This is a genomic window from Nitrosococcus oceani ATCC 19707 (assembly GCF_000012805.1).
GTDB lineage: Bacteria > Pseudomonadota > Gammaproteobacteria > Nitrosococcales > Nitrosococcaceae > Nitrosococcus > Nitrosococcus oceani.
On sequence record NC_007484.1, the window covers coordinates 1,389,229 to 1,402,208 of the forward strand.

Below are 12,980 nucleotides of genomic sequence, written 5' to 3' on the forward strand. Positions count from 1 at the left end.
TATGCTGAATCTCTTACATATCTCTGATCTTCACTTTGGGAATCCTTTTTTGCCTGATATTGGTGAGGCATTGCTGCATAAAATTAGTGGATTATCTCCCGATATTCTAGTAATTAGCGGTGACATTACGCAGCGAGCTAGGCCAGAGGAATTCAAGGCGGCTAGGGCTTATTTTGATCGTATGCCCCCGATACCCCAGCTAGTAGTCCCTGGAAATCATGATATTCCTCTTTATCGAATTTTTGAAAGACTTTTTCAGCCCTATAAACTTTATCATCGCTATATTGATAAGGAGCGTAATATCGTACTGCGGCAAAACAATGCTGTCATTGTAGGTCTCGATTCTACTAATCCCTATTTTGCAATTACTAACGGTCGAATTCGCCGAGAGCAATTAGATTTTTGTGCTGAGGCATTTGCCATGGCACCGCCGGAAGCAGCGAGAATTGTGGTCGCCCATCATCACTTTGCGCCAGCACCGGATTATAAAGGCGGTGAAATAATGCCTAAGGCTAAACGGGCGCTGGACTTTTTCACTGGACTAAAGGTTGATCTTATCCTGGCTGGTCATCTACACCGTGCTTATATAGGTAACTCATTGGATGTTTACCCGGGGGAAGACCGGGAGCATGGTATCATTATCGCTCAATGCGGCACGAGTACTTCACGGCGTGGCAGGGTGCGGGAGCAAGAAAAGAACTCTTTTAACCGGATAGAAATTATGAAAGATTCCATTCGGATCTTTCATTATATGTATTTTACGGATTATGGGGATTTTTATCCAACGGCGCGGCATGAATTTGTCCGGCAAAGTCAGCGTAATTACTTAGTGGAGAGTCCTCTTGATAAAAATAATGAAGAAATGCTGGATACTAGTTCAGAAAAAATCTAATCTTACTATGGTAGGGCGAGGGCGCCACTAGAAAAATTTATTAGAGTAATAAGGAATATTTTTGTAATAGGCATTTTTCCTCTGTTCTACTCACTATTGATAGACATTAGGAATTATATATGGGTGCTGGACAAAGGTGGGATCCGGAAGGCTACAGCCGAAATGCGAGCTTTGTATCGGATCTGGGAATGCCAGTGCTAGGGTGGCTAAATCCAAAGGCGAACGAGCATATCCTTGATTTAGGCTGTGGCGATGGAGCACTGATGGCAAGGTTAACGGCACTAGGGTGTTTCATGGTAGGGGTAGACAGTAGCCCGGAGTTTGTCAATAGGGTAAAAGCCCAAGCCCTAGAGGCTCATGTGATGGATGGTGAGCGGCTTCAATTTAACCAGGAATTTGATGCCGTTTTTAGTAATGCCGCGCTGCATTGGATGAAACAGCCTGCTGCAGTAATAAGAGGAGTTTGGAAAGCGCTGGTCCCAGGTGGGAGATTCGTTGGAGAGATGGGAGGGCAAGGGAATATACAGGCTATTGTAACCGCTTTGTATCAAGTATTGAAACAGCGGGGAATCAATCCTTATTATCTGGATCCATGGTATTTTCCTGCTGCTGAAGAATATCAACACCAGCTCCAATCCATTGGTTTTCAGGTGAAGCGGATCGTTTTATTTGAACGTCCCACTCCGCTACCTACGGATATGAGAGGGTGGCTTATGACCTTTGGCGCGTCTTTTACAGCAAGTCTGCCCAAAGCTGAACAACCCGCGTTCATTAATGAAGTGTGCGCTGCGCTACAGGCTAAATTGTATCATGGTAACGGTCAATGGATAGCCGACTATATGCGCCTCCGTTTCGAAGCCTATAAACCTTAATTACTCAATACGTATTCGCTAGACAACGATGCCCTCAACTCTTCTTATTAGTAGTCAGAATATTAGCAAATCTTATGGAACCCATGCTTTATTTTCTGGTATTTCCTTGGGGTTTTTCTCCGATGAACGTTTAGGGTTAATTGGCCCTAATGGCTCTGGAAAATCCACCTTATTGAAAATTTTTGCAGGAATTGAGACACCTGACTCAGGAGAAATAGTTCAGAAGCGAGATGCACTGGTTGTCTATTTACCACAAGAGGATCGCTTCAATCCGGAAGAAAGCGTCGAAGAAATTTTATTCTCCTCCCTTTCCGAGGAACATAGAGAACCGGAACACTATCAGCGCATTCGGGAAACCATCCGTCGGGTGGCATTTCCGGACAGGGCGCAAAAGGCCGGTACATTATCGGGAGGATGGCGTAAACGGCTTGCTATTAGCCGAGCGCTTTTACAAGAACCGGATTTATTGCTAATGGATGAGCCTACCAATCATCTGGATATGGAAGGAATTTTATGGTTAGAGGAACTGCTTAAAAAAGCCTCCTTTGCTTTTGTGTTGGTGAGTCATGATCGCTATTTTTTGGAAAACGCGACCAACCGCATTGTGGAGCTAAATCCGCAATATTCTGAAGGCTTCCTAAAGGTGGAAGGAAATTACAGTAGTTTTCTTCAAAAGCGGGAAGAGCTTGTTCAGCAACAAACCCAGCAGGAGATGGTGCTTTCCAATAAGGTACAGCGAGAGTTGGCATGGTTACGGAGAGGTCCTAAAGCTCGGACCTCGAAAGCACGCTATCGGCTTGATAGTGCTCAGCAGATGCAAGATGAATTAAGTGCGGTAAAGACCCGCAATGCTCAAGGTCAAACCGCGAGAATTGATTTCGAGGCGACCGAGCGGAAAACCAAAAAGCTTCTAGAGGCCCGGGATATTGGAATTAGCCGTGGCGGAAAAAAGCTTTTTTCTCATCTTAGCCTGCAGCTTTCTCCAGGCAAGTGTGTAGGTGTATTAGGGCAGAATGGAAGCGGGAAAAGTACCCTGATTCAGCTGCTAACAGGCGATCTGATTCCTGACTCCGGCACTGTCCAATGGGCAGAGGGAGTTCAAATAGTGACTTTCGATCAAAAGCGGGAACAGTTAAATTTTTCTCAAACTTTAAGAGAAGCTTTATGTCCTCTAGGAGATCAGGTGATTTTCCAGGGAACTGCTCTCCATGTGGTTTCCTGGGCAAAACGTTTTCTATTTCCAAGCGAAAAATTGAAACTTCCTATTTCCCAACTTTCTGGTGGCGAGCAAGCCCGAGTTTTGCTCGCTAATTTAATGCTGAAACCGGCGGATATTCTATTATTGGATGAGCCTACTAACGATCTAGATATTCCCACCCTTGAGGTGTTGGAAGAGAGTTTACGGGATTTTCCTGGCGCTATTGTTCTCATTACTCATGATCGTTTTCTGCTGGATCGCCTCAGCGACACGCTGCTTTATCTGGATGGCAAGGGAAAGGCGGAGTTCTTTGCTGATTATCACCAATGGTTTGAGGCTAGAAAGCTCCGGCCTTCCAACAAGGTTTATCCTGACTATACTCCCCCGTCTAAGCAGGAAGCAGCCCAGGGTCTAAGCTATGAGGAACGAAAAGAGCTCAGCCGAATTGAGAAAAAAATTTTAAAAGCGGAAAAATCTCTGGAAACATTTCAGGAACGACTCCATGATCCTGAAATTATGAGCGACTCTGAACGCTTAACCACATTATACGCTCAGCTGCAAGAGTCAAAAAATAAGGTTGATAGGTTATATCAGCGATGGGAAGAACTAGAATTACTAAGACAGTAATTTGTACGTGAGTCTTTAAAGAATGGTTGCTCTGTGTTGAACCCCAAGCCAGTACTTCCACTTTTACGGACGTGGGATAACTTCACCAGTTTAATATTCCGCGCGGCGGCCGCATTACATCCCGCCTTATAGTCATTTACTTTCTTCTTAGTATTTACTGCTGCACACACTTCTTTCCTCTTTTTAGATCACCTGATCTTCTGTGTCCAGGATGGTCTAGTTCTTTCAGGGGTAGCTTGTAGATTTGTAAGCAATCAATTTCATGATTACAATCGTTTTTGAGAATTAAGCTTAACGCTGATTCTTGATAGGATTCAGGAATGTTTTTAAATTGCGTTAATGCCACTTCTTTAAAGTTAAAAAGAATTAGCTCGCTGATATTCCTGAATAAATCATGAAATTGATATTATTAATATAAATTCGCTTCCATGCTTTTATGCGCTCATCATATTATTAGGAGAGAGAAGAATGAAAAAATTCGCTTTCTGTTTAGTGCTGCTAATAGGAGCTGCTTATGCTGGCTATGTTCTTGCCGAAAAGGACAGTGACGAGCTGATGCAGCAGGCCCAGTCCCAATTTAAACCGATTCCCACCGAGCTGCAGGAGATAGAGGGAATTACTCTGACGCCAGAGAGGATTGAGCTGGGTAAATGGCTTTATTTTGATCCTCGTCTCTCCAAAAGCTGGCTAATTAGCTGTAATACTTGCCATAATCTTGCCCTTGGTGGGGTGGACCTAGAAGAAACCTCTATTGGCCATGGGTGGGCAAAGGGACCCCGTAATGCGCCTACGGTACTTAATTCCGTATTCAATATTGCTCAATTCTGGGATGGACGGGCGGAAGATCTCCAAGCTCAGGCGAAAGGACCGGTGCAGGCGGGCGTAGAGATGAATAATACGCCGGAGCGGGTGGAGCAGACCCTGAAAAGCATCCCGGAATATGTTCAGCGCTTTCGGAAGGCCTTCCCCGGTGATTCTAACCCCGTCACTTTCGATAATATGGCGGATGCTATCGAAGCTTTTGAGGCTACCTTACTGACTCCTGGATCTCCTTTTGATAAATACCTTAATGGTGATTCTCAGGCACTATCGAAAGCGCAAAAAAAGGGGCTTAAACTTTTTATGAATAAAGGCTGTTCAACTTGCCACAATGGGATTAATGTGGGCGGGGGAAGCTACCATCCCTTTGGTGTCGTAGAAAAACCCGGCAGCAAAATACTTCCGGAGGCAGACAAGGGGCGGTTTGTGGTGACGGAGACAGCCAGCGATAAGTACGTTTTCAAAGTTCCTTCCTTGCGTAATATAGAGTTAACCCCTCCCTATTTTCATTCTGGACAGGTGTGGGATCTAGAACAGGCGGTTGCTATTATGGGCTCATCACAGCTTGGTATAAAACTTAGCCGTAATGAAACCGCCGCTATTGTGACTTTTTTGAAAACCCTAACTGGCGAGCAGCCTAGGGTGGAATATCCTATTCTTCCACCCCACACTAAAGGAACTCCACTTCCGGTGACAGGGGTTTCCGGTAATGTTGCCGGACATTAATTAATCCTATTTTAAAATAATTAAGCATGCTCCCTCCAGTTAGGGCGCAAGAAGCCTCCTCTTGAACCCCTAAAGCGGTTCAAGAGGAGATCCTCTCTTTAGCGCTTTCGAGCTAAGGTTAGCCCATCGGCAATGGGGACCATGCTCAGGGTAACCCGTTCGTCTTCAAGCCGGGCTAAATTAAAGTCACGGATAGCACCCGTGTCTTCATCGGTGAAGCTAGGGTCAATGACTCTTCCATTACGCAATACATTATCGACGGCGATAAGGCCGCCTGGCCGCAGTAGTTCCAATGACCGCTGATAATAGTCTTCGTATTCTTCTTTCTGGGCATCGATAAAGGCAAAGTCAAAGGTGCCAGCTTCTCCCCCTTCGATGAGTTGCTCGAGGGTTTGGATGGCTGGTCCTAAACGTAAATCGATCTTATTGGCGACCCCTGCTCGTTGCCAGTAGCGCTGAGCAACCGCAGTCCAGTCAGGATTAATATCACAGGCCACAAGCCGTCCTGCTGGGGGAAGGGCAAGGGCCGTCCAAAGGGCGCTATAGCCAGTAAAAACCCCTACTTCCAGGGTTTTTTGGGCGCCTAATAATTCTATGAGCAGAGCCATGAATTGTCCTTGCTCGGGGGAGATCTGCATATTGGCTCTAGGCATGGTTGAAGTTTCTTCCCTCAGTTCCCGTAGGATCTCCGGCTCCCGCAGGGAAACGGAAAGCAGGTAATCGTAGAGATCATCGGTAATTTGGATTGTTTTCATGGACATACGCTGTTTTTCTCCTGTTTGAAAATGAAGTTATTAAGCTTGCTTTGGGGGCTGATTAAAATTCGTAGGGTATTTGAGAAGGATTAAATCTCAAATGGGCTTACAGTATGGGTATGGTTGAGGGGACCTTGGCCTTTTCCATAGCCAGGGGCAAGGCGAATGGCCTCCTGCACATAGGCGTGGGCCCGCCGAACCGCTTTGGGAAGGGGACGGTTTTGGGCAAGTCCGGCGGCAATGGCCGAAGCCAGCGTACATCCCGTGCCATGGGTGTGGGGAGAGGCGATACGTTGGACTTGGAAGCTTTCTTGATAATCTTGCGTTATCAGTAAATCATGAAGTTGACGGCCAGGAAGATGTCCCCCTTTAAGCAGGACGCCGGCAGGACCTAGCGCCAGCAATGCGCTTGCTGCCTGCGACATGACTTCAGGGCGGTCGATTTTGAAATCGGAGAGTGCTTCGGCCTCCGGGATATTGGGCGTAATAAGGGTTGCCCGGGGGAGCAAGCGTTGCTTTAGCACCCTGAGGGCTGCAGGATCGAGTAGGGAAGTGCCGTCTTTAGCAATCATGACCGGGTCAAGAAGAAGAGGAATGTTCCCGGCTAGCTCATCTATAATATTGGCGACTGCTTCAATGACTGCCGTTGAATGCAGCATCCCAATTTTGATACAGTCGGCGCCAATGTCCGTCAATACCCGTCTTGCCTGTTCCGCAATAAAATCAGGTGCTATGGGCAATATCCCAAAGACTCCCCGGGTATTTTGGGCGGTGAGAGCGGTAATTGCCGTGGCTCCATAGCCTCCAAGGGCCGTCACAGTTTTAATATCCGCCTGGATTCCAGCACCGCCCCCTGAATCCGAGCCGGCAATAATCAGGACGCGACCGTGCATAATCCGCTAAATTCTCCCGGATAGGCACCTTGCTGCCATTCGGTCGTCTGAGTCTTCCAATCTGCTTTCTCGCTCATCCCTGAATTATATCTTCTGCCCCCCCTTAAACCAAGTTTACGGGCTTTTGCTGGAAGGATCGTTCTTTGACACGCCGAGCGTCCCAATTCTATATCCAGCCTTGGCGTTCCGTTAAATTTATAAATTCGTACTAGGCTTCCAATTTTTAAAGTTACCCCTGAAAAGGTCGTTGCATAGAGTTATCAAATGCGGTTTTTGAGAGTGAGAATTCCTATGAGAGAGGGATATAAGTGATACCCAACCAGCTTTTGCTGGAAGGATCGTTCTTTGACACGCCGAGCGTCCCAATTCTATATCCAGCCTTGGCGTTCCGTTAAATTTATAAATTCGTACTAGGCTTCCAATTTTTAAAGTTACCCCTGAAAAGGTCGTTGCATAGAGTTATCAAATGCGGTTTTTGAGAGTGAGAATTCCTATGAGAGAGGGATATAAGTGATACCCAACCAGACGGTTAGCAGGGCCCAAGGAAATGTGCCCCAATCCCAATGGGAGGCAGGGGATTTACTGGTGGCCTATTTAGCTCAATTATCGGTGGACTATGTGTTCGGGGTGCCGGGAGGAGCTATTGAGCCCTTGTACAATGCCTTGGCTCGCAGCGCCCGCAAGGGGGGCCCGCGAGCAGTAGTTGCCCGCCATGAAACCGGGGCAGCCTTTATGGCGGATGGCTATGGACGCCAGACAGGCAAACTGGCTGTTTGCTGCGCCACGACCGGGCCGGGCGCCACTAATCTCATCACAGGGGTTGCTTCGGCCTACGAAAATCGTATTCCCATGCTGGTGATTACTGCTCAGACGGCCTTAAGTCATTTTGGGCGAGGAGCCTTACAAGAGTCTTCCTGCACTGGCATTGATACCGTGAACCTGTTTCAACATTGCACCCGCTATAGCACTTTGGTCTCCCATGTGGCGCAATTGGAGCATAAACTCAGTACGGCGATCATGACAGCCTATCAGTCTCCCAATGGTCCCACTCATCTGAGTATTCCTTTGGATATATTACGCAGTGCCGCCCCGGTTAAAATCCCTTCCTATCAGCTTGCTGCCCTATTACATCACCCTGCCTTACTGGATGAGAATATGATCGAAGCCCTTTGTGATCAGATTGCCTCGGCGAAAAAAGTAGTATTTGTGGTGGGGGAAGATTGCCGCGAAGCAATTGACGCTATTCTGGATCTGGCCTTTTTAATTCAGTCGGACGTGGTCACTACGCCCCATGGCAAAGGATTAGTTAGTCCTTATCACCCCTTATTCCGTGGTGTTATTGGTTTTGCTGGACACCGGAGTGCCAGTGAGATTCTATCCGATCCAGAAGTAGACACCGTGGTGGTGTTTGGCGCCAACCTGGGAGAGTGGGCAAGTAATGGTTGGGACACCGAAGCTCTTTTGAATGATCGTCTCATCCATGTGGAGAATACCCAAGAAAACTTGACCCGTACTCCCATGGCGCGCTTGCATGTACGGGGCACCCTTACCACGATTTGCGAGCGGGTCTTGAGCTACCTTCGCCAGCGCTTACCGACAGAAGAGGAACGGGCGCCTGGGGTAGAACGCAGGCAGCCCGATTCCCCCCTGCGGGAAGCCTTAAGGCAAGAGCCAAAACGGCGCTTCCAGTTTGATGAGGAAGCAAAATACCACGATAACTCTACCCCCATCAAGCCGCAGCGATTAATGAAGGAGCTTACCCGGCTGTTTCCCTCAAATACTCGTTTCCTAGCTGATTCAGGAAATAGCATAGCTTGGGCAATCCACTACTTACAGCCCTCCTGGCAGTCTGATAGGAATGGGGAGCCATTTCGCGGCTGCTTGGATTTTGCTGCCATGGGTTGGGCGATTGGCGCCGCCGTGGGCAGTGCTTTGGGCGCTCCAGGTAATCCGGTGGTCTGCATCACGGGGGATGGTAGCTGGCTCATGAGTGGCCAAGAAATCACCGTGGCAAGCCAGGAACAACTGCCCGTGATTTTCATTATCCTCAATGATGCGGCCTTGGGGATGGTAAAGCATGGCCAGCGGTTAGCCCAGGCCGAGGCTGTCGGCTTTGAACTCCCCGCAATCAACTATTGTGCTTATGGGGAAGCTATGGGGGTGCCCAGCCATATTATCCGTTCTCCCCAGGATCTTATGGTGCTTGATATTAAGGCCATTTGTAAACGGCAAGGTCCCACGCTTTTGGACGTGCGAGTTGATCCGGAGGAAGTGCCCCCCATGAAAACCCGGATGAAGGTATTGGGAGGGGCTCAATGAACGAAAAACGAGAACTTATCCATAGCCAGATCTGGGAAGAAGTGGCAGCGCCGGATAATCCCTTTGCCGCTGCCGCTTGCTACTGTTCCGGTTACGATGTCTACGGTGATTTGCTGGGCAAGGCCAGTTGGGTTGAATATTTATACTTGCTCTTTAAGCGAGAGCGCCCTTCCTCCGCGGAGGCCAGGCTCTTGGAGGGACTCGCGGTTGCTATCGCTAATCCAGGTCCCCGGGATCACAGTATTCGTGCCGCCATGTGTGCCGGGGTCGGGGGGTCCACTGCCGCTTCATCTTTGATGGCTGCGCTTGCGGTGGGCGCCGGTCAGCTAAATGGTGCCCGTGAAGTAGCGTTAGCAATGGCCTCGTGGCAAGAATGCGGTAAAAATTTAATGGCCTGGCAGGAACGTCTCCAACATCTCCCACAAGAGGAACGGGCAGATGTCTGGCTGTCCCTGGAGCATCCTCCCGGTTTTGATCCCCATGGCGCCAGTTGCGCCACGCCAGTGCAGCAAACCTTAGCTTTTCTCGTAAAGAATAGTCCAGGAGAAACGCTCCCCTGGTTACAAACCCATCGGCTGGAACTTGAGGCTGCGGCAAACTCCCCCTTGGCAATGACCGGGGTAGCGGCTGCGGCGATGATTGATCTGGATTTCAACATGCAGCAGAGTGAAATGCTGTACTTGTTACTACGTTTGCCTGGAGCTGCCGCCCATGCCTTGGAACAGCAGGCATATGGTTGGCGGCGTTATCCATTTTTTAGTCATGGCCTTGAATTGAGCGATGAACTGCAAGGGTAGGGCAGTGCGATGACTGCATCTCGATATAAAGATAGGGATAATGGATATGCAAGGGCCTAAATATCTTTTTGAAAATGAAGATCATTGGAGAACCGCTATGGGCGCCTGGTTTCCAGGAGAGCGGGTGGTTTTCCGTGGCAAGGATTTGTTTAAGGAATTAAAAGACCTTCCCTGGATGGGCTTGCTACTTTATGGCATTACGGGACGAATCCCTAACGGTAAACAGATTCGGCTGTTTGACGGTATTTGGACTTTATGCACCAGCTATCCTGATCCGAGATTATGGAATAATCGGGTCGCCGCGCTGGCAGGCACCACCAGAAGCACTGCCGCGTTAGCCCTCAGCGCGGGAAATGCAGTTTCGGAGGCTTCAATTTATGGACGGCGACCAGATATCCGAGCCATTGATTTCCTACTTCGGGTTAAATGCCAATTAGAGGCAGGTGCTGAGATAGAAGAGATTGTAATAAAAGAATTAAAGAAATATAAAATTATTCCTGGATATGGCCGCCCTATTACGCGTAAAGATGAGCGCATTGAACCTCTCCTGTCATTAGCCGAAGAAATAGATTTTTCCCACGGCCCCTATGTGAAGCTTGCATTTATGATCGAGGAAACTCTGTTGCAAGGACGGCGGCGTTTGCATATGAACATTGCCGCTCTAGCAGCAGCACTAGCCGCCGATCAGGGATTATCTTGTCGGGAATATTATCATTATTCCATCTTGAGTTTCTCTGCGGGGATGTTGCCTTGTTATGTAGAGGCAGTGAGAAAACCAGAAGGCGTCTTTTTCCCGCTGTCTTGTGATCGTATTCAATATAAGGGTAAGCCTCGCCGGGTTTGGTGAGCATCAATAAAAAGCAATTTCCCCGCTACGCTATTATGTATTTTTCATTGATCACTCGTAGCATTTTTTGCTTATTAATGTTTTATGCAGTCAATGCTTTGGCTATAAGCCTAGAGGCGGATGATGAAGAAGCCTTGCTTAGTTTATATGGTGATGAGGAAATGATTAGCCTTGCTACCGGCAATAGTAAGCCCATTTCCAGGGCGCCGGCCATTGCGACGGTTATCACCGCGGAAGATATTAAAGAGATAGGCGCCACGGATATAGATCAAGTGCTGGAGACGGTGCCAGGATTGCATGTGGCAAGAAGTCCTCGGGGATACAATCCTATTTACACCTTCCGGGGGATTTTTTCCCAATTCAATTCGCAAGTGTTAATGCTGATAAATGGTATACCTATCACCAATCTATTTGCTGGAGATCGAAACCAGGTTTGGGGAGGACTGCCGGTACAGTCTATTGCCCGGGTTGAAGTGATCCGTGGGCCCGGTTCGGCAATTTATGGGGCGGACGCCTTTGCGGGCGTTATTAATATCATTACCAAAGCCAAGGAAGATATCGCGGGCACTGAAGTAGGAGGCCGTGCTGGCAGCTTTAATAGCTGGGATGGCTGGGCCCTCCATGGGGATAGTTGGGGTGGTTTTGATGTGGCGGTGATGTTGGAATATGGTGATACGGACGGTCAGCGGAGAACTATTGATGAGGATGCCCAAACTTTCTTTGATAGCCAGTTTAATACGGATGCTTCCTTAGCGCCCGGTTCGGTAAATTTGCAGCGGGAGAATTTTGATGCCCGTGTGGATATCAGCCGGGAACATTGGCGTCTGCGGGCAGGTTTGCAGCGGCGGCAAAATGTCGGTACGGGTGCTGGCGTTGCACAGGCTCTTGATCCCAGTGGTCGCTTTGCCAGTGACCGCTGGAATGCGGATTTGACTTATCATAATCCTGAATTCTTTAGTGAAAATTGGGATGTCACGGCGCAGCTAAGTTATTTTAATACCAGTCAGGAAGTCGAACAAAATGTCCGCCTATTTCCGCCAGGAGCAGATTTCAATAGCGCCCCTGGAATAGATTTTCCAGAGGGCGTAATTGGAAACCCCGAAGTTTTTGAGCGCCATGCCAGGTTCAAGGTGTCAACCTTTTATACCGGATTCGAGCAACATCAGATTCATGCGGGCACAGGCATGCGTTATGGTGATCTCTACGATGTCAAAGAAGTCAAAAATTATGAATTTGATTTTGAAACGGGCCTGCCCCGTCCCTTGGGAGGTTTAAGAGATGTTACTGGGGATTTATCCCAGGTTTTTCTGCGCGAGCGAGATCGTAAGAATTATTATGTCTTTTTGCAAGATGTTTGGAATTTTGCTAATGATTGGGAATTCACCGCGGGTGTGCGGTATGATCATTTCTCGGATTTTGGTGATACCGTTAATCCTCGTCTCGCCTTGGTTTGGGCGACCCGTTATAATCTAACGACTAAGCTCCTTTATGGCCGTGCTTTCCGCGCTCCTTCTTTTGCCGAATTATTCAATATTAATAACCCAGTTGCCATAGGTAATCCTAACCTTGATCCGGAGACAATTGAAACTGTAGAGCTAGCCTTTGATTATCGGCCCAGCAACGCATTGCGATTAGCCCTGAGTTTATTTCACTATCGTTGGGACGACATCATTCAATTTGTGTCCGACCCTGGTACTAGCGTAAACGTTGCTGAAAATGCCGGCAGGCAAAAGGGCTTTGGGATGGAATTGGAAGCAGACTGGGCGCTTACCTCTAATTTTCATCTTCTAGGCAACTATGCTTTTCAGCATTCAACGGATGAAAAAACCGGCAAGAATGCGGGCCATGCGCCTCAACATCAAATTTATCTGCGCGGAAGCTGGGAATTTCTTCCCCATTGGCGTTTAACGCCACAGTTTAATTGGGTTATCGATCGATCACGTACCGCTAGCGATAGTCGGCCTGCGATCAACAATTATAGTATTTTTGATTTGACTCTTCGCCGGACAGCGATCAAAAGACATTGGGAAGTCGCTTTCTCCGTGCGTAATCTATTTGATAGCGATGCCCGAGAACCTAGCCCGGCGGGCAATCCAGGTGCCTTAATTCCTAATGATCTTCCTTTATCTGGACGTAGTTTTTTTGGAGAAATTCGGTTTCGTTTCTAGCCGATCGTGTAGTACGAGAAAATTGTTATAAAACCAGCGCCGGTTAATAGGGTTGTTTTTACAATAA

General features: G+C 48.0%; 10 protein-coding genes. 8 read left to right on the top strand and 2 right to left on the bottom strand.

Annotation, left to right across the window (positions count from 1 at the left end):
* Position 1 precedes the first annotated feature (1 nt).
* The 4 genes from NOC_RS06870 to NOC_RS06885 all read left to right on the top strand — a co-directional run bounded on the left by NOC_RS06870 (position 2) and on the right by NOC_RS06885 (position 5,134).
* Positions 2-892 carry a metallophosphoesterase family protein gene (locus NOC_RS06870; RefSeq protein WP_002810033.1) on the top strand — a complete coding sequence of 297 codons (891 nt, stop codon included), beginning with the start codon at positions 2-4 and terminating at the stop codon, positions 890-892.
* Positions 893-1,011: 119 nt separating this feature from the next.
* Complete coding sequence (locus NOC_RS06875; protein WP_002809902.1) at positions 1,012-1,764, top strand: class I SAM-dependent methyltransferase; 753 nt, start codon at positions 1,012-1,014, stop codon at positions 1,762-1,764.
* A 28-nt stretch (positions 1,765-1,792) separates the two neighbouring features.
* On the top strand, positions 1,793-3,589 hold the full coding sequence (locus NOC_RS06880) for an ABC-F family ATP-binding cassette domain-containing protein (protein WP_002811297.1): 1,797 nt from the start codon (positions 1,793-1,795) through the stop codon (positions 3,587-3,589).
* Between the two features lie 468 nt (positions 3,590-4,057).
* Positions 4,058-5,134 (top strand): cytochrome-c peroxidase, encoded by a 1,077-nt coding sequence (locus NOC_RS06885; protein ID WP_002811626.1) that lies wholly within the window; start codon positions 4,058-4,060, stop codon positions 5,132-5,134.
* Between the two features lie 98 nt (positions 5,135-5,232).
* On the opposite strand, the gene NOC_RS06890 is transcribed toward NOC_RS06885, so the two are convergent.
* Positions 5,233-5,895 carry a class I SAM-dependent methyltransferase gene (locus NOC_RS06890; protein WP_002808834.1) on the bottom strand — a complete coding sequence of 221 codons (663 nt, stop codon included), beginning with the start codon at positions 5,893-5,895 and terminating at the stop codon, positions 5,233-5,235.
* Between the two features lie 83 nt (positions 5,896-5,978).
* Positions 5,979-6,782 carry a bifunctional hydroxymethylpyrimidine kinase/phosphomethylpyrimidine kinase gene (gene thiD / locus NOC_RS06895; protein WP_002809076.1) on the bottom strand — a complete coding sequence of 268 codons (804 nt, stop codon included), beginning with the start codon at positions 6,780-6,782 and terminating at the stop codon, positions 5,979-5,981.
* A 510-nt stretch (positions 6,783-7,292) separates the two neighbouring features.
* Here thiD and NOC_RS06900 point away from each other — a divergent pair.
* From NOC_RS06900 to NOC_RS06915, 4 genes are all read left to right on the top strand, one after another.
* Positions 7,293-9,101: a thiamine pyrophosphate-binding protein gene (locus NOC_RS06900; protein WP_011330607.1), complete on the top strand. Its 1,809-nt coding sequence runs from the start codon at positions 7,293-7,295 to the stop codon at positions 9,099-9,101.
* Positions 9,098-9,898: a citryl-CoA lyase gene (locus NOC_RS06905; RefSeq protein ID WP_002808619.1), complete on the top strand. Its 801-nt coding sequence runs from the start codon at positions 9,098-9,100 to the stop codon at positions 9,896-9,898. The genes NOC_RS06900 and NOC_RS06905 overlap by 4 nt, the downstream gene beginning before the upstream one ends.
* A 97-nt stretch (positions 9,899-9,995) precedes the next feature.
* Positions 9,996-10,745, top strand: coding sequence for a citrate/2-methylcitrate synthase (locus tag NOC_RS06910; protein ID WP_244860093.1), 750 nt, complete (start codon positions 9,996-9,998; stop codon positions 10,743-10,745).
* 77 nt (positions 10,746-10,822) lie between these two features.
* Positions 10,823-12,913 (top strand): TonB-dependent receptor plug domain-containing protein, encoded by a 2,091-nt coding sequence (locus tag NOC_RS06915; protein ID WP_244860094.1) that lies wholly within the window; start codon positions 10,823-10,825, stop codon positions 12,911-12,913.
* The last annotated feature ends 67 nt before the right edge of the window (positions 12,914-12,980 follow it).